This is a genomic window from Bradyrhizobium sp. HKCCYLRH3059 (assembly GCF_051168035.1).
Taxonomy (GTDB): Bacteria; Pseudomonadota; Alphaproteobacteria; order Rhizobiales; family Xanthobacteraceae; genus Bradyrhizobium.
This window is the reverse complement of record NZ_JBNPUF010000014.1, coordinates 30,524-56,171: the sequence shown is the minus strand read 5'-3', so window position 1 is coordinate 56,171 and position 25,648 is coordinate 30,524. Positions and strand designations below refer to the sequence as shown.

25 protein-coding genes and 1 pseudogene are annotated in these 25,648 nt (G+C 66.4%); 12 read left to right on the top strand and 14 right to left on the bottom strand.

Annotation, left to right across the window (positions count from 1 at the left end):
* Positions 1-10 precede the first annotated feature (10 nt).
* Positions 11-2,074 carry an excinuclease ABC subunit UvrC gene (uvrC, locus tag ACQR13_RS30995; RefSeq protein ID WP_316174352.1) on the bottom strand — a complete coding sequence of 688 codons (2,064 nt, stop codon included), beginning with the start codon at positions 2,072-2,074 and terminating at the stop codon, positions 11-13.
* A gap of 243 nt (positions 2,075-2,317) precedes the next feature.
* Between uvrC and ACQR13_RS30990 the strand changes: the two genes are divergently transcribed.
* A complete protein-coding gene (locus ACQR13_RS30990; RefSeq protein ID WP_315713602.1) occupies positions 2,318-2,953 on the top strand; it encodes an outer membrane protein in 636 nt (211 codons plus the stop codon).
* Between the two features lie 255 nt (positions 2,954-3,208).
* Here the strand turns inward: ACQR13_RS30990 and ACQR13_RS30985 are convergent, their stop codons facing one another.
* The 4 genes from ACQR13_RS30985 to ACQR13_RS30970 all read right to left on the bottom strand — a co-directional run bounded on the left by ACQR13_RS30985 (position 3,209) and on the right by ACQR13_RS30970 (position 5,973).
* Positions 3,209-3,424, bottom strand: coding sequence for a cold-shock protein (locus ACQR13_RS30985; RefSeq protein ID WP_006612991.1), 216 nt, complete (start codon positions 3,422-3,424; stop codon positions 3,209-3,211).
* A 252-nt stretch (positions 3,425-3,676) separates the two neighbouring features.
* Positions 3,677-4,537, bottom strand: coding sequence for a 23S rRNA (adenine(2030)-N(6))-methyltransferase RlmJ (locus tag ACQR13_RS30980; protein ID WP_315713601.1), 861 nt, complete (start codon positions 4,535-4,537; stop codon positions 3,677-3,679).
* A 134-nt stretch (positions 4,538-4,671) separates the two neighbouring features.
* Positions 4,672-5,376, bottom strand: a complete 705-nt coding sequence (locus ACQR13_RS30975; RefSeq protein WP_315754447.1) for a ribonuclease T2 — start codon at positions 5,374-5,376, stop codon at positions 4,672-4,674.
* A 132-nt stretch (positions 5,377-5,508) separates the two neighbouring features.
* Positions 5,509-5,973 (bottom strand): hypothetical protein, encoded by a 465-nt coding sequence (locus tag ACQR13_RS30970; RefSeq protein ID WP_315713599.1) that lies wholly within the window; start codon positions 5,971-5,973, stop codon positions 5,509-5,511.
* A 168-nt stretch (positions 5,974-6,141) separates the two neighbouring features.
* Here ACQR13_RS30970 and ACQR13_RS30965 point away from each other — a divergent pair, with 168 nt between their 5' ends.
* The gene (locus tag ACQR13_RS30965; protein ID WP_316166178.1) at positions 6,142-6,447 is read left to right on the top strand and encodes a hypothetical protein; all 306 of its coding nucleotides are present in this window, start codon (positions 6,142-6,144) and stop codon (positions 6,445-6,447) included.
* An 83-nt stretch (positions 6,448-6,530) separates the two neighbouring features.
* Entirely contained in the window at positions 6,531-7,079 is a 549-nt protein-coding gene (locus tag ACQR13_RS30960; protein ID WP_315754445.1) for a DUF3617 domain-containing protein, read from the top strand.
* 46 nt (positions 7,080-7,125) lie between these two features.
* Here the strand turns inward: ACQR13_RS30960 and ACQR13_RS30955 are convergent, their stop codons facing one another.
* The 5 genes from ACQR13_RS30955 to ACQR13_RS30935 all read right to left on the bottom strand — a co-directional run bounded on the left by ACQR13_RS30955 (position 7,126) and on the right by ACQR13_RS30935 (position 12,692).
* Positions 7,126-8,118, bottom strand: a complete 993-nt coding sequence (locus ACQR13_RS30955) for an NAD(P)H-quinone oxidoreductase (RefSeq protein ID WP_316187097.1) — start codon at positions 8,116-8,118, stop codon at positions 7,126-7,128.
* An 18-nt stretch (positions 8,119-8,136) separates the two neighbouring features.
* On the bottom strand, positions 8,137-9,342 hold the full coding sequence (locus ACQR13_RS30950) for an ABC transporter substrate-binding protein (RefSeq protein ID WP_434863540.1): 1,206 nt from the start codon (positions 9,340-9,342) through the stop codon (positions 8,137-8,139).
* Between the two features lie 82 nt (positions 9,343-9,424).
* Entirely contained in the window at positions 9,425-10,276 is an 852-nt protein-coding gene (locus ACQR13_RS30945; RefSeq protein ID WP_434863539.1) for a fumarylacetoacetate hydrolase family protein, read from the bottom strand.
* A 31-nt stretch (positions 10,277-10,307) separates the two neighbouring features.
* Entirely contained in the window at positions 10,308-11,831 is a 1,524-nt protein-coding gene (locus ACQR13_RS30940) for a bifunctional 3-(3-hydroxy-phenyl)propionate/3-hydroxycinnamic acid hydroxylase (protein ID WP_434863538.1), read from the bottom strand.
* Positions 11,832-11,900: 69 nt separating this feature from the next.
* Positions 11,901-12,692, bottom strand: coding sequence for a DNA-binding transcriptional regulator (locus ACQR13_RS30935; protein ID WP_315754435.1), 792 nt, complete (start codon positions 12,690-12,692; stop codon positions 11,901-11,903).
* Positions 12,693-12,832: 140 nt separating this feature from the next.
* On the opposite strand from ACQR13_RS30935, the gene ACQR13_RS30930 reads away from it, so the two are divergent.
* Positions 12,833-13,816, top strand: a complete 984-nt coding sequence (locus ACQR13_RS30930; protein WP_316171640.1) for a VOC family protein — start codon at positions 12,833-12,835, stop codon at positions 13,814-13,816.
* A 13-nt stretch (positions 13,817-13,829) separates the two neighbouring features.
* On the opposite strand, the gene ACQR13_RS30925 is transcribed toward ACQR13_RS30930, so the two are convergent.
* The 3 genes from ACQR13_RS30925 to ACQR13_RS30915 all read right to left on the bottom strand — a co-directional run bounded on the left by ACQR13_RS30925 (position 13,830) and on the right by ACQR13_RS30915 (position 16,621).
* Positions 13,830-15,218, bottom strand: a complete 1,389-nt coding sequence (locus ACQR13_RS30925; protein WP_315713591.1) for an ATP-binding protein — start codon at positions 15,216-15,218, stop codon at positions 13,830-13,832.
* 126 nt (positions 15,219-15,344) lie between these two features.
* Positions 15,345-16,076 carry a response regulator transcription factor gene (locus tag ACQR13_RS30920; RefSeq protein ID WP_315825365.1) on the bottom strand — a complete coding sequence of 244 codons (732 nt, stop codon included), beginning with the start codon at positions 16,074-16,076 and terminating at the stop codon, positions 15,345-15,347.
* Positions 16,073-16,621, bottom strand: a complete 549-nt coding sequence (locus ACQR13_RS30915) for a MarR family winged helix-turn-helix transcriptional regulator (RefSeq protein ID WP_315754431.1) — start codon at positions 16,619-16,621, stop codon at positions 16,073-16,075. Before ACQR13_RS30915 ends, ACQR13_RS30920 begins: the two co-directional genes overlap by 4 nt.
* Positions 16,622-16,967: 346 nt before the next feature.
* Between ACQR13_RS30915 and ACQR13_RS30910 the strand changes: the two genes are divergently transcribed.
* The 4 genes and pseudogenes from ACQR13_RS30910 (at position 16,968) to ACQR13_RS30895 (ending at position 20,914) form a co-directional block, all read left to right on the top strand.
* Positions 16,968-18,047 carry a branched-chain amino acid aminotransferase gene (locus ACQR13_RS30910; protein ID WP_434863537.1) on the top strand — a complete coding sequence of 360 codons (1,080 nt, stop codon included), beginning with the start codon at positions 16,968-16,970 and terminating at the stop codon, positions 18,045-18,047.
* Between the two features lie 363 nt (positions 18,048-18,410).
* Positions 18,411-19,970, top strand: a complete 1,560-nt coding sequence (hisS, locus tag ACQR13_RS30905) for a histidine--tRNA ligase (RefSeq protein WP_316201710.1) — start codon at positions 18,411-18,413, stop codon at positions 19,968-19,970.
* A 124-nt stretch (positions 19,971-20,094) separates the two neighbouring features.
* Positions 20,095-20,301 (top strand): annotated as a pseudogene (locus tag ACQR13_RS30900) (tautomerase family protein); the annotation flags it as partial.
* 217 nt (positions 20,302-20,518) lie between these two features.
* Positions 20,519-20,914, top strand: a complete 396-nt coding sequence (locus ACQR13_RS30895) for a thioesterase family protein (protein WP_315713585.1) — start codon at positions 20,519-20,521, stop codon at positions 20,912-20,914.
* A gap of 10 nt (positions 20,915-20,924) precedes the next feature.
* On the opposite strand, the gene ACQR13_RS30890 is transcribed toward ACQR13_RS30895, so the two are convergent.
* The gene (locus ACQR13_RS30890) at positions 20,925-21,329 is read right to left on the bottom strand and encodes a DUF4864 domain-containing protein (protein WP_315713584.1); all 405 of its coding nucleotides are present in this window, start codon (positions 21,327-21,329) and stop codon (positions 20,925-20,927) included.
* A 238-nt stretch (positions 21,330-21,567) separates the two neighbouring features.
* Between ACQR13_RS30890 and kynU the strand changes: the two genes are divergently transcribed.
* Genes kynU through ACQR13_RS30870 form a run of 4 tightly spaced genes read left to right on the top strand, consistent with a single transcriptional unit; the run spans position 21,568 to position 25,635 of the window.
* Complete coding sequence (gene kynU, locus ACQR13_RS30885) at positions 21,568-22,761, top strand: kynureninase (protein ID WP_434863536.1); 1,194 nt, start codon at positions 21,568-21,570, stop codon at positions 22,759-22,761.
* Entirely contained in the window at positions 22,758-23,597 is an 840-nt protein-coding gene (kynA, locus tag ACQR13_RS30880) for a tryptophan 2,3-dioxygenase (protein ID WP_434863535.1), read from the top strand. Before kynU ends, kynA begins: the two co-directional genes overlap by 4 nt.
* A 34-nt stretch (positions 23,598-23,631) precedes the next feature.
* A complete protein-coding gene (locus tag ACQR13_RS30875) occupies positions 23,632-24,456 on the top strand; it encodes an alpha/beta hydrolase (RefSeq protein ID WP_434863534.1) in 825 nt (274 codons plus the stop codon).
* Positions 24,457-24,513: 57 nt separating this feature from the next.
* Complete coding sequence (locus ACQR13_RS30870) at positions 24,514-25,635, top strand: hypothetical protein (RefSeq protein WP_434863533.1); 1,122 nt, start codon at positions 24,514-24,516, stop codon at positions 25,633-25,635.
* Positions 25,636-25,648: the final 13 nt, after the last annotated feature.

Genomic DNA, 25,648 nt, shown 5'->3' with positions numbered 1-25,648 from the left:
CGCGATCGGCTCAGCTCGCGTTGCTGTGAAAATACTCGAAAATCTTCCGCGCGCTTTCGGCGCTCACGCCCGGCACCTTGCCGAGATCGGCGATCGAGGCGCGTTCGATCTCTTTCAAGGTGCCGAAATGGTGCAGCAGCGCGCGCTTGCGCGACGGGCCGATGCCGGGGATCTCCTGCAGGCCGGCCTCGCGGATGTCCTTCTTGCGCAGCTTGCGGTGCGAGCCGATGACGAAGCGATGCGCCTCGTCGCGCAGGCGCTGGATGAAATACAGCACGGGATCGCGCGGCTCGAGCTTGATCGCCTCGCGCTCGGGGATGAACAGCGTCTCGCGGCCGGCGTCACGGTCGGGGCCCTTGGCGACCGACATCAGCGCGACATTGGTGACGCCGAGCTCGGTGAAGATCTCGCGGACGGCATTGAGCTGGCCGCGGCCGCCGTCGATGATGACGAGATCCGGCCATTGCGGCACGTCGTCCTCCTTGGCCGCGCGGGCGACATCCTTCTCCGACGGTGACACCAGCCGCTTGAAGCGGCGCTGCAGCACCTCCTTCATCATCGCGTAGTCGTCGCCGGGCGTCAGCCCTTCCGACTTGATGTTGAACTTGCGGTACTGGTTCTTCATGAAGCCGTCGGGGCCGGCGACAATCATCGCGCCGACCGCGTTGGTGCCCTGGATGTGGCTGTTGTCGTAGACCTCGATGCGCCGGGGGATCTGCGGCAGGCCGAGCGTCGTCGTCATCGCCTCCAGCAGCCGGCTTTGCGTTGCGGTGTCCGCGAGCTTGCGGCCCAGCGCCTCGCGCGCATTGGTCAGCGCATGGATGACGAGGTCCTTCTTCTCGCCGCGCTTCGGGCAGGACACCTCGACCTTGTGGCCGGCCTTGACGCACAGCGCCTCGGCGAGCAGCTCGGCTTCCTCGATCTCGTGCGACAGCAGGATCAGCTTCGGAGGCGGCTTGTCGTCGTAGAACTGCGTGATGAACGCCGACAGCACCTCCTCCGGCAGATAGCTCTTCTCCGCGCGCGGGAAGTAGGCGCGGTTGCCCCAGTTCTGCCCGGTGCGGAAGAAGAACACCTCGACGCAGGAATAGCCGCCCTCCTGGTGGATGGCGAACACGTCGGCTTCCTCGACCGTGCGCGGATTGATGCCCTGCTGCGAGGAGATCGCCGACAGCGCCGCGAGGCGGTCGCGATAGACGGCGGCAGTCTCGAATTCGAGCTCGCCTGACGCCTTCTCCATTTCGGCCGCCAGCAGCGCCTTCACCGCCTGGCTGCGTCCGGACAGGAAATCGGTCGCCTCGCGCACCAGCTCGGTGTAGCCGGGGAAGTCGATCTCCTGGGTGCAGGGCCCGGCGCAGCGGCGGATCTGGTGCAGCAGGCAGGGGCGGGTGCGGCTCTCGAAGAACGAGTCGGTGCAGGAGCGGATCAGGAAGGCGCGCTGCAGCGCCGTGATGGTGCGGTTGACGGCACCGGCCGAGGCGAACGGACCGAAATAGCGCCCCGGCCTGGACTGCGCGCCGCGGTGCTTGAGGATCTGCGGCGCCCAATGGTCGCCGGTGATGAGAATATAGGGAAACGACTTGTCGTCGCGCAGCTGCACGTTGAAGCGCGGCTTGAGCTGCTTGATGAGGTTCGCCTCCAGCAGCAGCGCCTCGGTCTCCGTGGTGGTGGAGACGATCTCGACCGTCACGGTGGCTGCGATCATGCGCAGGATGCGCGCCGGCAGCGGCGCGTTGGCACGCGCATAGGACGACAGGCGCTTTTTGACGTTCTTGGCCTTGCCGACATAGAGCACGTCGTGCGCCGCGTTGAGCATGCGGTAGACGCCCGGCGAGGTCGGCGCCAGCCGCACCGCGTTCTCGATCGCCGCGTGGCCGATCGCAAGCGGACCTTCGCCGACCGCCTCTAGGCTCTCCTCGGCCAGCTCCGGCAGCCGGCCGTCATCGTCCTCGTCCGCAGCCGATGCGGCGGGATCGAGGTCGGGCGTGTCGATGGTCTCGGGCGGCAGGTCGGCCGCGCCACGCCGGCTCGGGGGCGTCGGCGCCTTGGGTGGATCGGAGCTGTGGGTGGTCATGTCCGCAAACTAAGCGCTGCCGCGCCGTCTCGCCAGCTTGCGATGGCGCCATGCACAGGGCAGGGCGGTAACGCTTCGTTAAGCACGTTAATGGCCGGGTAACCCGGCTTAACAACGGCTTAACCTAAAACTCTCGATAAATGCTCACGAAAGAAGCGAGAGTTCCGTAACCACGCCGGCCCGCGCACCACAGTCGCGCGGCGCAGGCTCCGGCGGGTGACGGCGAGTGGCGTGGAGTGAGCGATGAACAGGTTCTTGGTCGGTGCTGCCGCCGCGGCGGGCTTGGGCGCGGCGGCTCTCGGATCGGTCTCGGCGCAGGCGGCGGATCTCGGCTACGGGCGCGGCGCGCCCTATACCGTGAACCAGCCCCTCAACGCCTACAGCTGGGCCGGGCCCTATCTCGGCGGCACGCTGGGCTATGAATGGGGCACCGTCGGCAACAACCCGACCAAGCCGTCCGGTCTCACCGGCGGCCTGACCGCGGGTTACAATTGGCAGAACGGCCCGTGGGTGTTCGGCGCCGAGGGCGACATCAACCTGACCGGCGCCAATGACACCTTCGCCCCGTGGAAGTTCTCGAACCCGTGGTTCGGCACATTGCGCGGCCGCGCCGGCTACGCCTTCAACAACATCCTGTTCTACGGCACCGGCGGCCTCGCCTTTGGCGGCCTGCGCGCCGAGACCTTCGGTCTTTCGGAATCGCACACCACGGTGGGCTGGACGCTCGGTGCCGGCACCGAGTTCGGTCTGGCACAGAACTGGACCGCCAAGATCGAGTATCTCTACGTCGATCTCGACAGCAGCAATTTCGTGATCACGGGGGCGAAGAACGACTATCGGTTTGGAATTGTGCGCGCAGGCATCAACTTCCACTTCTGATGGCAACGAGGGAATAGGAAGAAGAAACGTCCAACGACAACCTCCCGGCCGCTCGCGTGGCCGGGATTTTTTTGTCGGAGCGCTCTGTGCAATCTGGAGACGTGCATCATTGCGCGCGGCCTGCACGTACGAGCCGGCAATGCTGTGCACGCGAGCAGGCGCTGCCGACAGCTTCCAAACCAGCGAAGAGGTGGCGTCGAGGCGCGCCCGGCTGCAATCATGCCGGCGCGTGAACCACCGCCAGGCGGGCTCGCCCTAAGACGACAGCACCAGGTTCACCGCTTTCGGGCCCTTGCCCTTCTTGTCCGGCTCGACCTCGAAGCTGATCCGCTGTCCTTCGGTCAGGTCCTTCAGGCCCGCGCGCTCCACCGCCGTGATGTGCACGAACACGTCGCGTCCACCGTCGTCCGGCTTGATGAAGCCGTAGCCGCGTTCGCCGTTGAAGAACTTGACCGTCCCAGTCATGGCCATCGGGAAACTCCTCCCCCGCAATGCTTCCTCCACTGCGCGCCCTGCGCAGCGTCCGACCGGACATCACTTTGATCGGAAAGCGTTGGCCACCTTAACGCCCAGCGCTCGCCGCGCCGGATCGCCGGATCTTGTTAGGCCTTGATCACCCCGCCGCAACCATTCGCGGAAGCGGAACGTAAAGCCAGTCTTACAATCGGACACAATAATACGGTTCCGCGCCGATTGACTACGGCTTTTCGACCAGTCGCCGTTTCAAGCTTTGGGGAATTCGAGTCGGAAGCGCGCCGCGCCGCCCTGGCCGAGGGGCTTCTGCAGTTCCTGCAGGATGAGCTTCAGCTCGTCATGTAATGTCCAGGGCGGGTTGACGATCAGCAGCCCGGTCGAGGTGAGCGCCTCGCCTTCGATCTGCGGCGCAACACTGAACTCGATCCGCAGAACCTTGCCCGGCGGCTTGGCCGCGGCTGCGAGCGCCGCGACACGATCGCTCAGCTCTTCCGTCGCACGCCGGCTCTTGGCGGGATACCACAGCACGTAGATACCGGTGGTCCACTTCGCGAAGGCCGCGGCGAAGCGATCGGCGAGCCGCTCGAACTCATCCTTCGCCTCGAACGCCGGATCGATCAGCACCACGCCCCGGCGCTCGTTCGGCGGCACGAAGGCGGGCAGGGCGACCCAGCCGTCGAGATCGACGACACGGGCCTGGGTGTCGCGGCGCAACTGATCGATCAACTGCTTGCGGGGGATCGGCGCGAGCTCGCACAGGGTCATGCGGTCCTGCGGCCGCAGCAGCGCGCGCGCGATCAGCGGCGAGCCGGGATAGGCGACCAGTTCGGCCTTGGGATTGAACGATCGGACGATATCCAGATAGGGCTGGACCAGCGCATAGGCCTGATCCGACAGCCGCGCCTGCAGCACGCGGGCGATGCCGGTGAGGTACTCGCCGCTGCGCGTCGCCTCGTCGCCGGTGAGATCATACAGGCCGGCGCCGGCATGGGTGTCGATCACCCGGAACGCGGCGGGCTTCTCCTGGAGGTAGACCAGGATGCGCGTCAGCACGATGTGCTTGATGACGTCGGCGAAGCCGCCGGCGTGGAAGGCATGTCGGTAGTTCATGCCATCCGGTTACGCCGTTCCGCGTCAAAAGGGTACCCCGTCGATGCGCCGGACGCCCTCCGGAGAGCCGCGGATGAGCGCCGCCGCAGGAGGCGCCGCAGGCCGACGCGCTGCGTCGCCCCGATTCGCAGCCGCTAGCCGCCGCGGACCGGCGGCATGTTGACCTCGTCGCGCCGGCAGGCCTGCCGGTCGATCTCGTCGCAGTTGCGAAACTCCAGATCCTTCGACAGACAGATCCGGACCTCGCTCAGCCTGGTGCGATTGCAGGTGACGGCAATGCCCGATGTTGTGAGCTTGGGGTTGGCCTTGATGAAGGCCTCCTCGATCGCCGCCGGCGCCACCGTCTTGGCCTCCGCGAGATCGAGGAATTCCGGGGGGATCTTGATGGCGGCGCGGGCCTTGCGGATGGCTTCGAAATAGGCCTTCGCCGACACGCCGGCGCAGGTGCCGTGCTTGTCCCACTCGTTGTAGATCAGGCCCGGCGCCGGCATCAGGTCGAGCATCGAGGTCATGATGTTGCGGGGCAGGCGCGGCGCCGGCTGCTCGCAATATTCGGGGTAGCCGTTCTCGTATTGCGGCCACAGCCCGTGCACGACGAACGAGTACGGTCGGCCGCTGCATTGCTGGGACCGGCTGCCGCGACCGCCGCGCTCCTCGGCTTCGGCGCAGTACGAGGGCGACCACGACAACGAGAGAACGTAGAAGTCGAACGCGCCCGGCGCATTCTGGCGGCGGTCCTGCGCCTCGGCGGCGCCAGCCGTGAGCACACCGAGCAAGAGGGCAAAGCAGGCGATCGTTCTGGACAACAGGACGGCAGGTCGGCACAGGCAATCGAACATGGCGTACTCCCCGGAAAATGCCAGGAGCCTACCAGCACACGGGAACATTTCAAGAACAAAAATGGCTGCCCCGAGGCAGCCATTCGTCAGCCGGCCGCCCGCGCGAGCGGCCGATACGCCGGGAAAGGCGAATCAGGGCTTGGCGGCGCGGCAGGCCGGATTGAAGGCCCAGTTGCGATCGAGGCCGACGACGCAGAACTCGACGCCCTGGTCATAGCCGGCGAAGCCGCCATCCTCGATGATCGAGAAGTTGACGGTGCGCGCCTTGCCGTCGCTGATCATCACGCTGCCGGTGCAGAAGCGACGCGGAATGTTGTCGGACTGCCAGGGCCGGAAGGCGATCTCATGGACATTGGCGACGCCGGTGATCGTCAGCGAGGAATTCCAGAAGGTGCTCTCCTTGTCCTGGAATCGCGAGACGATGGTCGGAATGGCCGCCTCGCAAGGCGCGACCCGGCCTTCATATTTCGGACCGGACAACCAGAAGTTCATCTCGAGCGGGTTGGCGGCCTGAGCCGGGGCGGTGGCGACGATGGCGGCAAGCAGCGCGCCACAGGCGGCGCCGAACATCTTGAAAGGTGAGCTGAAGTCGCGCATGGGCCGTCCGCAAGGCTGATCCGGGAGCGTGGACCGTGCCGCGGCGGCCACAGGAGGTCAAGTGCAACGCGGCAACACTCCACGATTAGTCCTGTTAACGCGAGGCCGGTGTTCTTTTCTTGACCGGACAGGACCTTTAGAATGGCGGGCCAGATCGAGGAGAATGCAATGCGGACGCTGATGGCCGGATTCGTGAAGACTGCAGGCCTCGTGGCCACTGGGATGGTGCTGGTTGCGGCATCCGCCCAGGCCGACGTGGTGCCGCCCTTCAAGGGCAACGACACCGGCGGCATCATCGCCTTCCAGCTGGCCCAGACCACGGATGCGCGCCAGCTCGCGGTCGATCATTGCGCCTCCTACGGCAAGGTCGCGAAGTTCCGCGCCGTCGATGCGCGCTACGGTGGCTACGTTTCGTTCGCCTGCCGCTGGGTGCCCTATGGCTCGGCGCAGCGGCCGCTGCGGACGCTGTACTGACCTTCCATCAACTGCCGTTCTCCCAATTGCCATTTTTCTGCGGCATTCGCTCCGGCATCGATCAACGAGCCGGAACGGGGCATATGACCTGCACACGCATCGCAATTGGGCTGTTGGCCTGCTGCCTCCTGGGCGTGACCGCGAGCCATGAGGCACGGGCCGTCGACCTACCGGTGCGCAAGGCCGGCCTGTGGGAGCTGAAGATGATCAGATCCGGCGGTCAGCTGCCGGAGGCGACGATGCAGCACTGCACCGACGCGGCCACCGACAAGGAGATGAACAACTTCGCCTCGCCGATGGCGCAGCAGGTCTGCTCCAAGCAGGACATCCAGAAGACCGCGACCGGCTACGTCTCCGATTCGGTCTGCAATTTCGGCGGCATCAATACGACGTCGCATGCCGACATCACCGGCGACTTCAACTCGGCCTATACGGTGAAGACGATGTCGCGCGTCACGGGCGGCGCCGCCGGCACCGGGGTGAAGGACACCGCGATGACGATCGAGGCCAGATGGCTCGGCGCCTGCAAGCCCGACCAGAAGCCCGGGGACATCGTGATGCCCGGCGGCATGAAGATGAACGTCAAGGACATGGCCAAGCTGAAGGCCCTGATCCCGGGCGTGAAGCAGTAGGCGGGCGCTCGTTGCGCGTGGCGGGCGCAGCGACGTGGATCGTCGCTCATTCGCGGACGTTGAGCATGATCTTCCCGATGTGCCGGCCCGTCTCCATGCGTTCGTGCGCATCGGCTGCCTCGGACAGGCGATAGGTGCTGTCGATGTGCGGCCGAATGGCCGTTCCGAGCAGGGACGAGATGCGCTGCCGCAGCTCGCTTGCGAGGCGGCGTTTGATATCGAGTGACGTCGACCGCAGGAATGCGCCGGTGATGCTGGCCCGGCGCGCCATCAGGCTGCGCAGCGGCACCGCCAGCTCCTTGCCATGTCCGGCCGAGAGCAGGGCGATCCGTCCGCCCATCGCGAGCGCCGCAAGGTCCTGCGCAATGTGAGCGCCGGCGGAGGTGTCGAGGATGCAGTCGACCCCGCGCTTCCCCGTCGCCGCGCGGATCTGCTCGGCGAGATCGGGATCGGCATAGTCGAACACGGCGCTGCAGCCGAGCCCGAGTGCCAGGGCGCGCTTCTCTGCGGTGCCGGCGGTGGCCATGACGGGATGACCCAGCGCGCGCAGGAGCTGGATCGCGATCGTGCCGACGCCGCTGCTTCCGCCATGAATCAGGGCGGTCTCGCCGGGCATCATGCGCATCAGCTCGAAGAAATTGAACCAGGTCGTGAACAGCGCTTCGGGTAGGCCGGCGCCTTGGATCAAGTCGAGGCCGCTCGGCAAGTCCAGTGCAAGATGCTGATCGGTGGCGACGTATTGCGCGTATGAACCGCCGTCGGTCAGTGCGATCACCGCTCTACCCAGCCGTTCCGGGGAAACGTTGGCGCCGCAGGCCACGATGCGCCCCGAGGCTTCCAATCCCGGTATGGGATTGGGCTCCCGCGACGGCCCGGCAGCGCGCTGGTTGCAGTCATGACGGTTGATGCCGGCGGCTGCGACCTCGATCAGCACATCGTCTGGTCCGAGGCGCGGGACCGGCCAGTCCTGTCGCTCCGACAGGACCTCCGGGCCGCCCGCGGCGGTGATGATGACGGCGCGCTGATCGTCCGGAATCATGCTTGGTCGCTCATGTGCTCACTTGCTGACCAGGCTGCACTTGCTGCGGTCGAGCGGGCGAAACGCCTGATCGGGGGCGATCTTCGTCACCAGCTTGACGAAGTCCCAGGGGCGCTTCGATTCGGCGGGGGTCTTGACCTGGACCAGATACAGGTCGTGCACCATGCGCTGGTCGTCGCGGATCTGGCCGTGGTCCGCATAGGCATCCGAGACCGGCGTGGCTTTCATTCGGGCCATCACAGTTGCGCCGTCGTCGCTGTCGGCATCCTTCACCGCCTGCAGATAGTGCCGCACGGCCGAATAGACCCCGGCCTGGATCTGTGACGGCATCGCCTTCCGGCGCGCGTAGAACGCGTCGGAGAAGCGGCGCGCGGCGGGAGAGGCATCCTCGAAGAAGCTGGTGACGATGAGATCGCCCTGCGTCGCCTTGAGGCCGATGGCCTCGATGTCGACGTTCTGGAACGACATCGGCACGATCTTCATGCCCTGGGCCGCAAGCCCGAATTCCTCGGCCTGCTTGATGGCCGTGGCATTGTCGCCGGCGACGTTGAGCGCCAGGATCTTGGCGCCGGAGGCCTGGGCCTGCAGCAGGAACGAGCCGTAATCCGGCGTGCCGAGCTGCGCCTTGACGCTGCCGGCGACCGTGCCGCCGAGCTCGGCGATGCGGGCGCGCGCGGTTGCCTCGACCGAATGGCCGAATGCGTAGTCGCCGGTGATGAAGAACCACGGCTCCTTGCTGGTCTGCATGATGCCCGACACGACGGCTGTCGCGGTCGAATAGGCGTCGTGCGTCCATTGCACCGAGGTCGGGGCGCAGGCCTCGTCGGTGAGCTGATTGGCGCCGGCCCCGGAGATGAGAAAGATCTTGCCGTTGCTGCGCACCAGCTCCTGGACGCCAAGGGCCGCGCCGGAGCTGCCGCCGTCGGCGATCGCCTGCACACCGTCCTGCTCGAACCAGCGCCGGGCGATCGCGACCGCGATATCCGGCTTGTTCTGATGATCGGCCTGAAGGATTTCGATCGGCCTGCCGTTGATCTTGCCACCGAACTCATCAGCGGCCATCCGGGCCGCTTCCACGGAGCCGGGCCCCATCGCGGTCGCGAAGATGCCGGTCATGTCGGTGAGCACACCGATACGGATGGCACCCGCCTTGATTTCGGCCTGCGCGGATGAGCCTGCAAGCAGCAGCAGGCCAGCGATGCTGGATCTGAGACAGCGCGACATGATGATCCTCCCCGGATTTGAAGATTTGGTTTTTTGTCGTGTTTGATTGGTGCGCCTCGCGGTTCTCCGCGAGGCGGAAACGTCAGGCTTCCAGTTCGGCAGTCACGGGATTGCGCAGCGCGCCGATGCCCGAGATTTCGACCTCGACCGTATCGCCGGGCTTCATGAACAGAGGCGGGGTGCGCTTGAAGCCGACGCCTCCCGGCGTGCCGGTGACGATCACGTCCCCGGGCAGCAAGGTCATGATCGTCGAGCAATAGACGATCAGATCGGGCACGTCGGTGATGAGGAGATCCGTGGTGGTCCGCTGCACGGTCTCGCCATTGAGGCGGGTCTGCAGCGTCAGCTTGGACGGGTCGGGAATTTCGTCGGCGGTGACCAGCCAGGGGCCAAATGCGCCGGACTGATCGAAGGTCTTGCCCGACAGGAATTGCGACGTGTGGCGTTGCCAGTCGCGGATGCTGCCTTCATTGTAGCAGGAATAGCCGGCGATGTGCGTGAGCGCGTCCTCGCGCCGGACATGCCGGCCGGCTTTCCCGATCACGAGCGCGAGTTCGCCCTCATAGTCGAAATGATCGGAGACACCAGGGCGAATGACCGGTTGCAGATGTCCCACCTGGCTGGTCGGAAAGCGCGCGAACAGCGCGGGCTTCTCGGTGACCGTTCGTCCGGTCTCTGCGACGTGGTCGCGATAGTTCAGGCCGACGCAGATGATTTTGCCGGGATCGGGGATGACGGGCGCGAAGGTGATCGCATCGAGCGGATAGTCGGGCGGTTCGGAGGTGAGCAGCGCGGCGGCGTCGCGAAGCGCATCCGCCTCGAGCAGCGCGCGCAGGCTCTTCGCCGGGAGCCGCCGGCCGAGGTCGACGACACCGTCTCCCTTCACCGCGCCGTAACCGGCACGCCCGTCGATCACAAAGGAAACCAGCTTCATACGTGAACCCTCTCAAAAAGAACGGAAACGCTCAGGCCGCGCTCGGCAGCGGTGCGAGGAAGGCGAGGCCTGACAACAGCGCCGCGGGATCTTCGCCCATGCGGACAGCACCCAGGATGTAGCGGTCGGGGCGCATCAGCACGGCGTCGAAGCCGTGCCGATCGAGCCAGCCGTCGAGGCCGCCAGCTTCCTCGCCGCAAATGACGGCGACGTCGGCGGCCGTCAGGCGGGCATGATGCTGCTCGATCATTGCGGTCCCGAGACCGGACCGGCATAGCAGCGCGAAGCGATAGCCGACGCGGTCGTCGCTGCGGCCGTGATCACGGCTGCGGAATTGCGGCGCCAGTCTTCCCGTCATGCTGCGTTCGCCGCAGGCCAGGCCCGGGCCGAGCACTGGCTTCTGCACGTCGAGCTTGAGCTGGCCGTCGCCCTGTGCCGTGCCGGTCGCAAGCGCCGCCTCGACCGCCTTGGTGTTGATGAGCCCACCCAGCCGGATCGCGAGCTCGATGAATTCGCGCACATGCGGCGCGCGCTCGCTCTGATAGGTGTCGAGAAGATCGGGCGTTGCCTTCCCGGCAATCACATGAGCCAGCTTCCACGCGAGGTTGGCTGCGTCGCGAATGCCGGCACACATGCCCTGACCGAGGAAAGGCGGGGTCTGATGCGCGGAATCGCCTGCGAGCAGGAACCGTCCGGCACGCCATTGCTGGGCGACCGCGGAGTGGAATGTGTAGACGGCGGCGCGTTCGATCTCGGCCTCTGCGGGCCGGAGCCAGGGCGAGAGCAGCTCCCACACGCGCGCCGGCTGGGTGATGTCGACCGCGTCCTCGTCGGGATGAACCGTGATCTCCCACCGGCGCCGGTTGCCGGTGCCGCGAATATAGGTTGCGGGACGCTGCGGGTTGCAGTGCTGGACGCTGAAATCGCCGAGATCGGGCCGCGCCTCGCTCAGCAGCACGTCGCAGACGAGCCAGCGCTCGTGAAAGCCGAGATCGTCCAGCGCCGAGCCGATGAAGCGGCGCACCAGTGAACGTGCACCGTCGCAGCCGATGACATAGGCGCAAGAGATGTCGACCAGCCGGCCGGTGCCGAGGTCCTCATAGCGAACGCGCGCCCCCTCGCGGTCCTGCTCGAGCGCGAAGACATCACAGCGCGTGCGCAGCTCGACATGAGGCCAGCGCTCGAGTCCCTTGTTGAGCACGTTTTCGAGATCGGGCTGGTGGAATCGGTAGCTCAGATTCCAGCCCATCGCGGTCGGCTCGCTGGGGCGCGGCCAGTCGAGCAGCAATCGTCCCCCCGCATCGACGAAGCGCATGCCGGGACTCAATGTAAGGTGGGGCAGGATGGCGTCGGCAAGGCCGATGGTCTGGAACACGCGCATGCATTCGTCGTCGAAATGCACCGCGCGCGGCAAATGATAGGCCTTGGCTTCGCGCTCCAGGATCAGCGTGCGGATGCCGCACAGGCCGAGCAGGTTGGCGAGCGTCGAGCCCACGGGCCCGCGACCGACGATGACGACGTCGAAGCTTCCGGAATGTGCGGCCATGTTGCTCATGGCCGCATCTGTTCCGCAACCGCCTCGCACCTTCAAGGCGCGGTCACGAACTGTCCGCGCAGCGGACGCTCAGGCCTGGACGGGGATCGCGGCCGCGGCGTCGCGCAATGGGGCCGCGTACTGTGCGACAGCCTCCTCGAGGGTCATGGCGGAGCGGATCCAGATGATCGAAATGCAGCCGAACACGACGTCGCCCCGCACGATCGGCACCGCGATCGACGACGTCTTCGGATTGAATTCGCCCTCGTTGCGGATCGCATAGCCGCGCTGGGACGTTTCCGTTATCATGCGCTGCAGCCGCTCGGGCGCCAGGAAGAAGAGGTCCTCGGCATCCTCGATGCGTCGCAGATGGTTGATGATGAGGTCCCGCTCTGCGGGCGGGCAGGCGGCCAGATAGGCCCGGCCGGCCGAGGTGTGCAGCATCGGCAGCCGCTTGCCGATCATGCTGCGGTCGATCGAGAGCGGGCTGCGCGCATGCGTGGTCTCCTGGATGACCATCGCGCCGTTCTCATAAGTCGACAGATCGACCGGCCAGATCAGGCTGCGGCTGAGCTCGGCGAGATAGGGCGCGGCGACCTGGCAGATGAAGATGCCGGGATCATAGCCGTCGCCGAGGCTCAACGCGTGGCGCGTGACCCGGAAGCGGTCGTCGCTGGCGCTGCGCGCCACATAGCCGAGTTCCTCGAGTGTTTCGAGCAACCGATAGACCGTGGGCCGCGGCAGATCGAGCTGGCGCGCCACGTCGCCGGCGCGAATGCCCCCGGATCGATTGACCGCGCGCAGCACGTCGAGCCCCCGCTTGAAGGCGCGGACACCCTCCGCAGGACGGGCCTGCGGAGATCGCGTCCGTTGCTTGGACACTTGGAAAATCCTCCCTGTTCTTCGTTTCCGTCCGCCGATACCGTCTTGAGAACGCGAGCCGGATGCAGGGGCGCCAGTCTACTGCAGGACCGCGCGGAGCTGATACGAAATTCCGCCCGCGCCTTTCGGGAGAAAACAAGATGGAAATAACGGCGCTCGGTTACATCGGCATCAAGTCGTCCCAAGCGGAGCAGTGGGGACGCATGGCGACCGAGCTCCTCGGGATGCAGCGCGTGGATCGCGCAGCCAGCGTGCAGGCCTATCGGATGGATGATCGCAAGCAGCGGCTGATCGTCGATGGCAGCGGCGATGGCGGGCTCGCCGTCATGGGCTGGGAGGTCGGCGACGCTGCCGCGCTCGCGCGGCTCGCGAGCCGTCTCGACGACAACGGCGTGAAGGTGGCCCGCGGTTCGCAGGCACTGGCCGACGAGCGTCATGTCAGCGAGCTGATCTGCTTTCAGGATCCCGCTGGCAACACGATCGAGGTGTTCTGGGGGGCAGCCGTCGCCTCGGATCCCTTCAGGCCGGGACGTCCGATCTCCGGCTTTCGCACCGGGCCGCTCGGCATGGGGCACGTCGTGCTCAACGTCGAGGACGTCGAGCCGCTGCTGCGGTTCTATCGCGACCTGCTCGGCTTCAAGGTGTCCGACTTCGGCCTGACGCCGTACAAGCTCTATTTCTTCCACGTCAACGGCCGTCACCACAGCTTCGCGATGGTCGGCTCCGGTCGCCGCACACTGCATCACTTCATGGTGGAACTAGGTAGTCTCGACGACGTCGGCCAGGGCTACGACCTGGCACAGCTCGACGACGGGCGCGTGGCCTACACGCTGGGCCGTCACACCAACGACCACATGACCTCGTTCTACGTCAACACGCCCTCCGGCTTCTTCATCGAATATGGCTGGGGCGGCCGGGTGATCGATCCCGCGACGTGGCAGCCGCATGAGACCTTCGACGGCCCGTCGCTGTGGGGGCACGAGCGATTGTACCTGCCGGACGAGCAGCGCAAGCGCATGCGTGACATGCGGCTGTCCGCCGCCGCACGCGGTGTCCGTGTGCCGGACCCACGCGTTCCGCCGCTGAACTGCGCCTGGCTCGACGCGGTGATCGCGCAGGAATGAGCTGTGCGGCGCGCTACACCGGAATGCGCACGCTCGCCCGCAACCCGCCCATCGGGCTGTCGCCGAGGGTGATGTCGCCGCCATGGGAGCGGGCGATGTCGCGGGCGATGGCGAGGCCGAGGCCGGTGCCGCCCTCGTCCTGGTTGCGCGCGTCGTCGAGGCGCAGGAATGGCTTGAACACCTCCTCGCGCATGTCGGCCGGGATGCCCGGGCCGTCATCGTCGACGGTGATGGTGAGGTAGCGGTGGTCGCGATGGCCGGTGATGGCGATCGCGTCGGCGTGGCGGGCGGCATTCGAGACGAGGTTGCCGAGGCAGCGCTTCAGCGCCTGCGGCTTCACGGTCACCACCGGCAGGCCGTGGAACGATACCGTGGCGGAATGGCCGTTGCGCTCGGCGTCGCTCCGCAGCTCTTCCAGCGCGTTGGAGATGTCGGTCGGCTGCGCGATCTCGCCATTGTCGCCGCGTGCGAAGGCAAGATAATCCTCCAGCATGTGCGACATCTCGTCGACGTCCTTGCGCATGGCGTCGATCTCGGGACTGTCGCCGAGCAGCGCCAGCTCCAGCTTGAAGCGCGTCAGGATGGTGCGCAGATCATGGCTGACGCCGGCCAGCATCGCCGTGCGCTGCTCCAGGGTGCGCTCGATGCGCGCCTTCATCTCCAGGAAGGCGTGCGCCGCACGCCGCACCTCGCGCGCGCCGCGCGGCCGGAAGTTCGGCACCTCGCGGCCTTTGCCGAAGCTCTCGGCGGCATCGGCGAGCCGCAGGATCGGCTTGATCTGGTTGCGCAGGAACAGCACCGAGACGATCAGCAGGATCGACGACGTCCCGACCATCCAGAACAGGAAGATGTCGGTGTTCGACGCATAGGCCGCGCCGCGCTGCGCGAACACGCGCATCACGGCATCATCGAGCGCGATGCGGATCTCGACCAGGTTGGAGCGGCCGACGGTGTCGATCCAGAACGGACGGCTGATCTGGCGGCCGATCTGGCTCGACAGCGACTGATCGAGCAGGTTGAAGAACGGTTTTGGCCCCGGCGGCGGCATGTCGCCGGCCGGCAGGAAGTCGACCACAAGGTTGAGCCGCTGCTGCGCGATCCGGCGCAGCATGGTGCGGTCCTTGTCCTGCGGATAGCCCTTGTAGATGTCGATCAGCGCGGCGACGTCCTGCACCACGGCGGCGGACAGCCGTCGTGTCACCGTGTTCCAGTGCCGCTCCATGAACACGCCCGCGACCACCGTCTGCAGGATCACCATCGGCACGATCATGATCAGCAGCGCGCGCGCATAGAGGCCGGTCGGCATCCAGCCCTTGAACGCGTTGCCGACGATGCTGTTGGCGCGCGAGACGCGGCGGGATGCGGTGCGGATGAGGGTGAGGCCGGTGTCGAGCGTGCTCATGCTGGGACGCCCTCGCTGCTTCCGTCATTGCGAGGAACGAAGCGACGAAGCAATCCAGAGTCATCGCGGGCCTCTGGATTGCTTCGTCGCGCTCGCAATGACGTCGAGACCTTCACCTGCACCGCCTCAGCCCGTCACCATCAACCGATAGCCGATGCCGCGCACGGCCTGCAGGAACAGCGGGTTGGCCGGATCGCTTTCGAGCTTGCGGCGCAGGCGGTTGATCTGGACGTCGACCGCGCGCTCGTTGACGGTGCCGTTGCCGGTCAGCGCGCCGCGCGGCACGGTCTCGCCGCGGGCATTGGCGAGGATGCGCAGCATCTCGCGCTCGCGGTCGGTGAGGTGGACGATCTCCTCGCCCTGCTTCAGCTCGCCGCGCGCCAGATGATAGACGAACGGGCCGAACGCGATCTGCTCGACGACTTCCTCCGCCGGCGGCGGCGCGGCGCGCTTGAGGATGTTGCCGATGCGCAGCGCGAGCTCTCGCGGTTCGAAAGGCTTTGCGACGTAGTCGTCGGCGCCGAGCTGCAGGCCCTCGATGCGGCTGTCGGGCTCAGCGCGCGCGGTCAGCATCACGATCGGCACCGACGATTGCGTGCGGATGAAGCGGGCGAGGTCGAAGCCGCTTTCGCCGGGCATCATCACGTCGAGGATCAGGAGATCGAAATGCAGCCCGGTGAGCTTGGCGCGGGCATCGCTTGCGCTCGCTGCCGTGGTGACGCGATAGCCTTCGCCGCGCAGGAAGCGCGACAACAGATCGCGGATGCGGCGGTCGTCGTCGACGAGCAGGAGATGCGGTGCGTCGTCGGCCGGCGTCTGCGGCGGATGCGGTGCGATGGCGGCGATCGTCACGGTCACTCCTTGGCGGCGGCGACAGGCGTCTTGAAGATGGCTTCCAACACCTTGTCCGGATCGTCGCGATCGATCATCGCGCGCAGGAACTGCCGGACCTTTTCGGCGCCGGCCGGCCCGATCTGCTCCAGCGCATGATCGATGCGCCGCGTCTGCAGCCCGGCCAGCTTGGCGACCAGCGCCTCGCCCTTCGGCGTGGCGAAAAGAAGGCGCTGGCGGCGGTCGTTGTTGCCCGTCTTCTGCACGATGTAGCCCTCGTCCAGCAGCTGCTTGAGCACGCGGCCGAGCGACTGCTTGGTGATGCGCAGAACGTCGAGCAGATCGGCGACCTTCAGGCCGGGATAGCGTGTGACGAAATGCATCACGCGGTGATGCGCGCGGCCGAATCCGAACGCTTCCAGCTCGTGGTCGGCATCGCCCACGAAGTCGCGATAGGCGAAGAACAAGAGCTCGATGATGTCCCAGCGCAGCGGCTCGCCGGCCGTCGCGGAGGGCTCAGCCGCGCGCAGCTCGGGGCTCAACGTCGGAGACGAGAAATTTATGTCAGCCATATTGACGTTTCTGCGGTTCAATGTTACAAAACAATCGCCCGTTGCGAAATTTTAGATCGTTTCATCGGCGGGCAATGGTCTCCAGGCGTGTCTCAACGGGCCGTAGGCAACCCCGACGGGCATCCTTGGGCGACGTATCGAACAACCGTGTGATGTCGAGCGGCATTTCGGCAAACCATACTGGACTTCCGCCGGGCGCAAAAGCATGTCCTGTGGTGGCATGCTTGCCCGGTGACCGGCTCAAGGCCGGTCGCGGCAGGTCCGAAATTCAGAAAGCCGACTGGCCCGATCGGACGGGTCGGCGCCAGAACTCGCGAATGGCGATCAGAGCGGGGGAAGCAAGGACATGACTTTGACATTCGACATCAAGCCGACGACGAACCCCACCTCCGACCAGGAGCGCGCCGCCAAGCTCGCCAATCCGGGCTTCGGCCGGGTGTTCACCGATCACATGGCCGTGGTCCAGTACAGCCAGGACAAGGGCTGGCACAGCGCGCGCGTCGAATCCCGCGCCAACTTCCCGCTGGATCCCGCGGCCGCCGTCCTGCACTACGCGCAGGAGATCTTCGAGGGCCTGAAGGCCTATAAGCGCGACGATGGCGGGGTGAACCTGTTCCGCCCGGATGCCAACGCAAAGCGCTTCTGGAATTCGGCCGAGCGCATGGCGATGGCGCAGCTGCCCGAGAGCGTCTTCATCGAGGCGGTCGAGCAGCTCGTCCGCATCGACCGCGCCTGGATCCCGGGCGGCGAGGGCAGCCTCTATCTGCGCCCGTTCATGATCGCCAACGAGGTGTTCCTCGGCGTGAAGCCGTCGGCGGAATACATCTTCGCGGTGATCGCCTCGCCGGTCGGCTCCTATTTCAAGGGCGGCCCTGCGCCGGTCTCGATCTGGGTCTCGGAGATCTACACCCGCGCCGCGGTCGGCGGCACCGGCGGCGTCAAATGCGGCGGCAATTATGCCGCGAGCCTCAAGGCGCAGGCCGAGGCGATCGCGCATGGCTGCGACCAGGTCGTGTTCCTGGACGCGATCGAGCGCCGCTATGTCGAGGAGCTTGGCGGCATGAACGTGTTCTTCGTGTTCGACGACGGCTCGCTGTCGACGCCGCCGCTCGGCACCATCCTGCCCGGCATCACCCGCGATTCCATCATCAAGCTGGCGCGCGACGCCGGCCGCGAGGTGCGCGAGGAGGCGTACTCGATCGACCAGTGGCGGGCGGACGCCAAGAGCGGCAAGCTGAAGGAGGCGTTCGCCTGCGGCACCGCCGCGGTGATCTCGCCGATCGGCAAGGTGTGCTCGGCGAGCGGCGACGTCCTGATCAACGGCGGCGAGGCCGGCCCGGTCGCCATGGGCCTGCGCAAGCAGCTCGTCGACATCCAGTACGGCCGCAGCCCCGATCCGCATCAGTGGATCAGGGATGTGAAGTAGGGGCTGGGCGCCCCACGGACGGTCGACTCCCCTCCCCCTTGCGGGGAGGGGTCGGGGGTGGGGGTCCCAGCAAAGACTGCCCGTGTGGACCCCCACCCCCAACCCCTCCCCGCAAGGGGGAGGGGGCGCACCGCAATCGGAGCGAATGCTCGGCTCAAATTCACAGGCCGCAGCCGAGCCAGCGCGCCCCGGGCCCAACCCTGCTTCGGGTTGCCGCACCTCGCCCTGGCTGCTACCAACCCAAACAACGCATTCCATCCCGTAGGGTGGGCAAAGGACCGCGACAGCGGGCCGTGCCCACCGTTCCGGTCTTTGTCAGCCGTGGGCACGCTGCGCTTTGCCCGCCCTACGTTCCGGTCCCAGATGTCCGACAAACCCAAGAAACCCCAGAAGCTGAAGGCGCGGCTGCCGCGCGGGCTGGAGGATCGCGGCCCCGCGGCGATCGCCGCGACGCGCGAGATGGTCGAGAAGATCCGCGCCGTCTACGAGCGCTACGGCTTCGAGCCGGTGGAGACGCCGGCGTTCGAATACACCGACGCGCTCGGCAAGTTCCTGCCCGACCAGGATCGTCCGAACGAGGGCGTGTTCTCGTTCCAGGACGATGACGAGCAGTGGATCTCGCTGCGCTACGACCTGACCGCGCCGCTCGCGCGCTACGTCGCCGAGAATTTCGACGCGCTGCCGAAGCCGTATCGCAGCTATCGCGCCGGCTACGTCTTCCGCAACGAGAAGCCCGGCCCCGGCCGCTTCCGCCAGTTCATGCAGTTCGACGCCGACACCGTCGGCTCCGGCTCGCCGGCGGCCGACGCCGAGATGTGCATGATGGCTGCCGACACCATGGAGGCGCTGGGCATTCCGCGCGGCTCGTATGTCGTGAAGGTCAACAACCGCAAGGTGCTCGATGGCGTGATGGATGCGATCGGCATCGGCGGTGATGAGCACGTGGGCCGTCGGCTGACGGTGCTCAGGGCAATTGACAAGGCCGACAAGTTTCCGATTTCAGAGATCAAGAAGCTGCTCGGCGAGGGCCGCTGGGACGGCGGCGAGGTCGGCAAGGGTGATTTCACCAAGGGCGCGGGCCTGACTGAAAGTCAGATCGACGCCCTGCTGGCCTTCTTCGAGATGAAGGTCGCGGAGCCGCAAATCCAAGGTGAGGAGCAGGATCTGCAGTTCAACGCTCAGGTCTTGGCGAGCGTTGCTCAGCGGACATTGTTCATGTCCTCGCCGGCCTATGTGGAAGGCGTCAACGAGCTGACCGAGATCGCCAGGCTGTGCAGCGCGGCCGGCTACGGTTACAGCCGCGTCCGCGTCGAACCCTCCGTCGTCCGCGGTCTCGAATATTACACCGGCCCTGTCTACGAAGTCGAACTCCTGCTCGAGACCAAGGACGAGAAGGGCCGTCCGGTGCGCTTCGGCTCGGTCGGCGGCGGTGGTCGCTATGACGGTCTCGTCTCGCGCTTCCGCGGCGAGCCGGTGCCGGCGACCGGATTCTCCATCGGCGTGTCGCGCCTGCAGGCGGCGCTGACCTTGCTCGGCAAGCTCGACACGCGCCCCGCCTTCGGGCCCGTGGTCGTCACCGTGTTCGACCGCGACCGCGTCGCCGACTATCAGAAGATGGTGTCGACCCTGCGCAATCACGGCATCCGCGCCGAGCTCTATCTCGGCAATCCGAAGAACATGGGCAACCAGCTCAAATATGCCGACCGCCGCAACGCGCCCTGCGTCATCATCCAGGGCTCGGACGAGAAGGCGCGTGGCGAGGTGCAGATCAAGGACCTGATCGAGGGCGCCAAGGCGGCCGCCGCGATCGCCTCCAACCAGGAATGGCGCGAGAGCCGCCCGGCGCAGGTCTCAGCCAAGGAGGACGAACTGGTCGCCGCCGTCCGCGAGGTGCTCGCGCGTCATGACGTGAGCTGGGGGTAACAAGACTCGTCATACGCGGGCTAGACCCGCGTATCCATCTCTTCAAACGACGCCATCGATTTCAGAAGATGGATCGCCGGGGCAAGCCCGGCGATGACGCAGCAGAGACAACAACAGGGAGCAACGAATGCCCGAGATCACCGTGAGCATGGCCGCCGGCCGCACCGACGAGCAGAAGGCCAACATGATGCGCGACATCACCAAGGCGCTGGTGACGCATCTCGGCGTCGATCCGGAAGCGGTGGTGATCCAGATCAACGAGGCGCCGCTGACGCACAAGATGAAGGGCGGCAAGACCTTCGTCGAGCGCCTGGCCGAGCAGAAGAAGTAGTTGGCCGTCGTCCTGGCGAAAGCGAGGCTATGACATCTGTCTCGACGATCACCGCGGTCGTCCCGGCGAACGCCGGGACCCATACCCCCAAGGGAGCGGCTCGAGGCACGCTGGTCATTGGCCCTTCGCCCATCACGACCGCCACGGCGTATGGATCCCGGATCGGCGCGCGCGTGCCGCGCGCTTGTCCGGGACGACAGCACAGTTCGGAGCAGTCATGGACGCACGTGAGATCATCAAGCCGGGCATGCGCGCCGAGCGCCTGCTGGTGGTGCCGCCGGAGCGCACCGTCGGGCATTTCGTGCCGCACATGCCGATGGTCTATGCGACGCCGATGATGATCCTGGAGATGGAGATGACGTCGGGCGACGCCATCAACCCGGCGCTGCCGCCGGGCTGGGTCACGGTCGGCACCGAGGTCAACGTCCGCCATCTCGCGGCGTCGCCGGTCGGCGCGACCATCCGCACGGTCGCCGAAGTGATCGAGGTCGAGCGCCGCGTCATCCGCTTCTCGGTCGAGGCCTATCATGGCGACGTGAAGATCGGCGACGGCCGCCACGGCCGCGGCCTCATCAATGTCGAGCAGTTCAAGAAGCGCTTCGGCGTGACGTAGCCGCTCAGCGCTAGACCGACTGGCCCGTCTTCAACAGCGAACAGCCGGTGATCCTGAGGCTGCCGTCGGGCTGGGTCCGCAACGTGTACAGAGCCTCCCACGCCTCGCCTTCGGCATCGACGATGTGCACGCGCTGCGCGATGCTGCCGTCCTCGACCTGCGCGGCGCCGAATTCGAAGCTGCGATGGCGATAGACCGGCGGATAGCCGCTTTTGACCATGCTCATGAAGATCTCGACGCTCGGAAACAGCGCCTGGATCTCCGGCGCGGCTTGGGCATAGGCGGTCGCTCCGTCGTCGCGCGCCAAAGCCTGTTCCTGGGCGCGAATGACGCTCTGCGCCGCGCTGGCGTCGGCAGCCTCGGCAGGGTGCATCAGCAGCGCCATCAGCAGGACGAGCGGCACCAGAATGCGCATGTTGGGCTCCATCGGCAGTTCAGATCGATCTATCATGCGCCACGCGCCGCCCGTGACAAGCCTGCCGTGGCGCGTCAATGTCACCGGCCGGCGGCGATCGACCGGCTGGATTGTGTCGCCATCGTCACGTCTTCGCGAGCCATGCGGCCCGCGCGGTGCCGGTGGCGATGGGACCGGCTTGATCTGGCCCGACCCGGCGCGAATCATGCATTCAGGCCGTGAACGAAGCAGGAGCCGCATGACCGATTTTTCCAGGACCCGATCGCTCTTCACGATACCTGAAGGGGTCATCTATCTCGATGGCAATTCGCTCGGTGCGCTGCCGTCGGCCGTGCCCGCCCGCGTTGGCCGCATGATCGAAGCGGAGTGGGGACAGGAGCTGATCCGCGGCTGGAACACCGCCGGATGGATGGTGCAGCCGCGCCGGGTCGGCGATCGCATCGCCCGGCTGATCGGGGCCGCGCCCGGCACGGTCGTGATGGGCGATACGCTCTCGATCAAGGTGTATCAGGCGCTCGCCGCGGCGCTGTCGCTCAATCCGGATCGCCGCGTGATCCTGTCCGACAGCGGCAACTTCCCGTCCGATCTCTATATGGCGCAGGGCCTGGTTCGCATGCTCGGCGACCGCGCCACCTTGAAGGTGGTCGAGCCCGAGCAGGTGGAGGCGGCGATCGACGACAGCGTCGCCGTGCTGATGCTGACCGAGGTGGATTACCGCACCGGCCGCATGCACGACATGGCCGCGCTGACGAAGAAGGCGCACGCGGCCGGCGCGCTCACGGCGTGGGACCTTGCGCATTCCGCCGGCGCTGTGCCGGTGGATCTCGCGGGCGCGGATGCCGACTTCGCGGTCGGCTGCACCTACAAATATCTCAATGGCGGTCCCGGCGCGCCGGCCTTCATCTATGTCGCGCCGCGTTACGCAGACATCGCGCCGCCGGCGTTGTCCGGCTGGATGGGGCACGAGGCGCCGTTCGCCTTCGATCTCGACTACCGCCCCGGCGGCGGCATCGAGCGCATGCGCATCGGCACGCCGCCGATCATTGCGCTCGCCGCGCTCGATGCCGCGCTCGACGCCTGGGACGGCGTGTCGATGCCGGACGTGCGCGCGGCTTCGATCGCGCTGTCGGAATTGTTCATCGCCGAGGTCGAGAAGCGCTGTCCGTCGCTGACCTTGGCGTCACCGCGTGATGCGACGCAGCGCGGTAGCCAGGTGTCGTTCCGCCACCCGGACGGCTATGCGATCATGCGCGCGCTGATCGCGCGCGGCGTGATCGGCGACTTCCGCGCGCCGGACGCGCTGCGCTTCGGCTTCACGCCGCTCTATATCGGCGAGGCCGAGGTGCGCGGCGCCGTGGGCATCCTCGCGGAGGTCCTCGACAACAGTCTGTGGGACAGGCCCGACTATCGCCAGAAGGAGCTCGTGACGTGAGCAGCGCGCCCTACGATCCCGCCACCGAGGGTGCGCGGATGAACTTCAAGGGTCGGATGTCCTATGGCGACTATCTGATGCTGGATCGCCTGCTCGATGCGCAGGCGCCGCTCTCGACCGCGCATGACGAGCTGCTGTTCATCATCCAGCACCAGACCTCCGAATTGTGGATGAAGCTCGCGATCCACGAGATCAAGGCGGCGATGGCCGCGATCGCCAAAGACGACGTGCAGCCGGCGTTCAAGATGCTGACGCGGGTGTCACGCATCTTCGAGCAGCTCAACGGCGCCTGGGACGTGCTGCGCACGATGACGCCGAGCGAGTACACGTTGTTCCGCGACAAGCTCGGCGAGTCCTCCGGCTTCCAATCGTTCCAGTATCGTTCGATCGAATTCCTGCTCGGCAACCGCAGTCTCGCGATGCTGCGCCCGCATGCCCATCATCCGGAGCTGACCGCCGAGCTGGAAGCGATCCTGGCGAAGCCCAGTCTGTACGACGAAGCGCTGCGACTGTTGGCGCGGCGCGGCTTCTTCACCGGCGCCGACGGCCAGCGCACCGACTGGCGCGGCACGCGCGCTGAGAGCGCGGAGGTCGCGGCGGCCTGGACCAGCGTCTACCGCGATCCGCAGCGGCATTGGGAGCTGTATGAGCTCGCCGAGAAGCTGGTCGATTTCGAGGATTATTTCCGCCGCTGGCGCTTCAACCACGTCACCACGGTGGAGCGCATCATCGGCTTCAAGACCGGCACCGGGGGCACCAGCGGCGTCAACTATCTGCGCAAGATGCTGGAGATCGTTTTGTTCCCCGAACTCTGGAAGCTGCGCACCGGGCTGTGAGCCCGCGCGCACATCAATCGATCAGGAGATCCTCATGCTCTATGCCGTCAAGGACTGGGACAACGCTTACGCCAACGGCCCGAACATCGCCGGCGGCGAGCGCTGGCCCGGGCTGTGGGTGGCGCCGGCGGAGAGCTATCGCGCCGACATGGTGGGGCAGGGCCGTGCCAAGCTCGACATCGCCTATGGCGCGCATGACCGGCAGCGCCTCGATCTGTTCCTGCCGGAGGGGGCGCCGAAGGGGCTCGTCGTGTTCGTGCATGGCGGCTATTGGATGCGGCTGGACAAGAGCTTCTGGTCGCATCTTGCGCGGGGGCCTATCGCGCGCGGCCATGCCGTGGCGATGCCGTCGTACCGGCTGTGTCCCGAGGTCGGCATCGCCGATATTTCGACGGATGTGGCGCAGGCCATCGCGCGCGCGATGGACGAGGTCGCAGGTCCCGTGGCTTTGACTGGCCACTCCGCCGGCGGCCATCTCGTCAGCCGCATGATCTGCCGCGGCGCGCCACTGCCGCCCGAGCGACAGGGGCGCATCACCAGCGTGGTCTCGATCTCCGGCCTGCACGATCTGCGCCCGCTGCAGCGGACCGCGATGAACGACACGCTGCACATCGACGACGCCACGGCTGCGAAGGAGAGCCCCGCGCTGCTGGTGCCGGTCGACGGCGTCAAGGTCACCGCCTGGGTCGGCGGCGCCGAGCGCAACGAATTCCGCCGCCAGGCGCAATTGCTCGCGAATATCTGGATCGGGCTGGGGGCGACGACCGCGTATGTCGAGGCGCCGGACCGGCACCATTTCGATGTGATCGATGAACTGGCGGATGCGGACAGCGCGTTGATGACGGCACTGGTCGGATAATGTCGGTGCCGCCGTTCGCAATTGCAGAGACTGCTGGTCGAGAGTGAGCTTGAAGCGATGACGCCTGATCAGTTCGTCAAGGTCTTCGATGTCCTCGACGCGGGTTTCATGGCCTCGTGGATTCCCGCGACCGGCCTGCTCTTCATCGTTCTGACCGGATTTCTCGCGGCGCTTCCCCGCGGGCTGCAAGCTCTAGGAATTCCGTATCTCCCGAAGTCGAATGTCGTGCGCTATGGCCCGGTCGTGTTCGCGACGATTTGGACCGTTGGGGCCTTTGCGTTGACCTTCGTCCCCTATCACCGTCATCACAGGCTGGCCGCGAGCGGCGAATGCCGGATGGTCGAGGGGCCCGTCGAGCAGTTCACGCCGGGGCCGCTCGCGCGGCGTTCGAGCGAGTCGTTCACGGTGTCGGGCGTGCCGTTCCAATATTCGGCCATGGATCTCATTGAGGGCTTCCACGCGACGGCGGCCCGCGGCGGCCCGCTCACGCCCGGTGCTTACGTCCGGATTTGCTACGACCCGTCTGACAGCGTGATCCTACGCCTGGAGATCCGCGGCTTTGCCGGACCCGTGCCGAACCAGGTCGGACGTCCATCTCTTCAGCCTCACGATCCTCCGTCTGCGGCTCCCACCCCGGTCGATCTGCCGTCCTGGCTGGCGCCTTTGCTGTTTGGCACTGTGATTTTCGACCTGATCGCAATCATGGCCCTCTACCGGCCCTATCTCGGAGCCTTCCTGCGGATCGGGCGGGAGCGGGATCGATTTGTTCTTCAATCCGAACTGGCGGCGGGCAGGAGAGTCAAGCTCAGCACCTGCACCGTCTACTGGGACGAGAGGCATCGTGTGATCTGGCTGCGGCCGCGCGGATTGATTCTGATTCAGATTCCCCTCGTCGTCGGCAGGCTGCATGTCGACGCAACCGAGCGTTCCGTCATCGGGTGGGACATCTGTCTGGCGCCGGCGAGCTGCATTGCTGTCGTGGTGGTCGCAGCCGGCTTGTTCGGTCCGGCGCTCGCCGCAGTGGGGGGCCAGACCTGGTCCTTGCCGACGTTGCTCGTCGGCGGCTTGATCGGGCTTGCGCTCGTTGGCTTGAACGTGGCCGCGTTCCGCTCCCGTATGCGGGCCTTCTTGCGGGCAAGCTTTCCGCAAATCGCCGTGCCGTCACCGCCGACCGTATGACAGTGCTAGCGCG